1 protein-coding gene and 1 pseudogene are annotated in these 2,302 nt (G+C 74.2%); one reads left to right on the plus strand and one right to left on the minus strand.

Translation table 11 applies throughout. From position 1 onward, the window contains the following. Positions 1-180 (minus strand): annotated as a pseudogene (locus E1300_RS53785) (hypothetical protein); the annotation flags it as partial. Here E1300_RS53785 and E1300_RS49070 point away from each other — a divergent pair. After that, the coding region (locus E1300_RS49070; protein ID WP_306440715.1) for an Rne/Rng family ribonuclease at positions 161-2,302 on the plus strand (2,142 nt) is incomplete at its 3' end. The pseudogene E1300_RS53785 and the gene E1300_RS49070 sit on opposite strands and share 20 nt — an antisense overlap.

The following is a 2,302-nucleotide window of genomic DNA, read 5'->3' on the forward strand; positions in this document are numbered from 1 at the left end:
CGCCCCCGCTCCGGCCACGCCGGACGAGCCCGACGCGCCCGCCGCGCCGACCGTCCCGGCGGTGCCGTCCGTCCCCAGCGTGCCGGGTGTGTCCGGTGCCGACGCCGACGCCGGCGCCGTCTCGGAGACCGAGCCCGCGAGCGGCGTCGGGGTGCCCGGCGTGACCTTCCAGCCGCCCATGGTCGTCTTCCAGCCGCCGCAGCCGAAGGCCGACGCGCCCGCCCGTCCGAAGGACGAGCCGAAGGGCGTCGCCGAGCCCGCCGAGCGCGACGCCGGCGAGGAGGAGCCCGAGGGGACCGGCCCGTCCGCCCAGGACGACGAGGACGAGGACGACGACCGCCCGTCGCGGCGCCGCCGCCGCAGGGGCGGCCGGGGCCGCGGCCGCGGCGGCAAGGACGGCGCCGACGACGAGGCCGGGGACGAGCCCGCCGCCGAGGCCGAGGAGCCCCGCGAGGAGCCGCCCGCCAAGCCCGCCAAGGCCGCGAAGACGTCCAGGTCCAAGAGCGCGAAGGACAAGGAGAAGGCCGCCGCCGCCAAGGCCGAGCAGGCCGAGGAGGCCGACCAGGCCGACGACGACGAGGACGACGCCGACGGCCAGGGCGGGTCCAGCCGCCGTCGCCGCCGCCGCAGGCGCCGCTCGGGCGCCGACGGCGAGGGCGGCACCGGCACGGACGACCCGCCGAACACCGTCGTGCACGTCCGCGACGCCCGCGCGGTGGAGGACGAGGTCCAGTCCGTCCGGGGCTCGACGCGGCTGGAGGCCAAGAAGCAGCGCCGCCGCGAGGGCCGCGAGCAGGGCCGCCGCCGCCCGCCGGTGATCACCGAGGCCGAGTTCCTCGCCCGCCGCGAGGCGGTCGAGCGGGTCATGGTGGTCCGGCAGGAGGGCGAGCGCACCCAGATCGCCGTCCTGGAGGACGACGTCCTCGTCGAGCACTACGTCAACCGCGCCACGCACCAGTCGTACGTGGGCAACGTCTACCTCGGCAAGGTCCAGAACGTGCTGCCCTCGATGGAGGCGGCGTTCGTCGACATCGGCAAGGGCCGCAACGCCGTGCTGTACGCGGGCGAGGTCAACTGGGACGTCGCGGGCCTGGAGGGCCAGCCGCGCCGCATCGAGTCGGCGCTGAAGTCCGGCCAGTCGGTGCTCGTCCAGGTCACCAAGGACCCGCTCGGCCACAAGGGCGCCCGGCTGACCAGCCAGGTCTCGCTGCCCGGCCGCTACCTCGTGTACGTGCCGGACGGCTCGATGACCGGCATCAGCCGCAAGCTCCCCGACAAGGAGCGCAGCCGCCTCAAGTCGATCCTGAAGAAGGTCATGCCGGCGCACGCGGGCGTCATCGTGCGCACCGCCGCCGAGGGCGCCACCGAGGAGGAGCTGTCGCGCGACGTGTCGCGGCTGGCCGCCCAGTGGGAGAACATCCAGAAGAAGGTCAAGACCGCGTCGGCGCCGTCGCTGCTGTACGGGGAGCCGGATCTGACCATCCGGGTCGTCCGCGACATCTTCAACGAGGACTTCACCAAGCTGGTCGTCTCCGGCGCCGAGGCGTGGGACACCGTCTCCGAGTACGTCGAGTACGTCGCCCCGCACCTCGCCGACCGGGTCGAGCGCTGGGACGGGAACCAGGACGTCCTCAGCGCGTTCCGCATCGACGAGCAGATCGCCAAGGCGCTGGACCGCAAGGTCTGGCTGCCGAGCGGCGGCTCGCTGGTGATCGACCGCACCGAGGCGATGACGGTCATCGACGTCAACACCGGCAAGTTCACGGGGCAGGGCGGCAACCTGGAGGAGACCGTCACCCGGAACAACCTGGAGGCGGCCGAGGAGATCGTCCGCCAGCTCCGGCTGCGCGACATCGGCGGCATCATCGTGATCGACTTCATCGACATGGTGCTGGAGAACAACCGCGACCTGGTGCTCCGCCGCCTCGTGGAGTGCCTGTCGCGGGACCGTACCAAGCACCAGGTCGCCGAGGTGACCTCGCTCGGGCTGGTCCAGATGACCCGCAAGCGCGTCGGCCAGGGCCTGGTCGAGGCGTTCTCGGAGACCTGCGAGTCGTGCAACGGCCGCGGCATCCACGTCCACCTGACGCCGGTCGAGCCGAAGGCGGACAAGCCGTCCGCCAAGGAGGCCGGCGGGCGGCGCCGCAAGCGCAAGGGCGATGTCGAGCGGGCCGTCGAGGACAAGATCGCCCAGCATGACGCGCGGCGCGACGCCGACGCGGAGCAGCGCGACGAGCCCGCCGCCGAGCCGGAGCGGGCCGAGCCGGCCCGGGCCGGGTCCGCGCGGGGCGAGGCGGCGCAG

Origin of the sequence: Actinomadura fibrosa (assembly GCF_900659615.1) — a bacterium.
Lineage (GTDB): Bacteria > Actinomycetota > Actinomycetes > Streptosporangiales > Streptosporangiaceae > Spirillospora > Spirillospora fibrosa.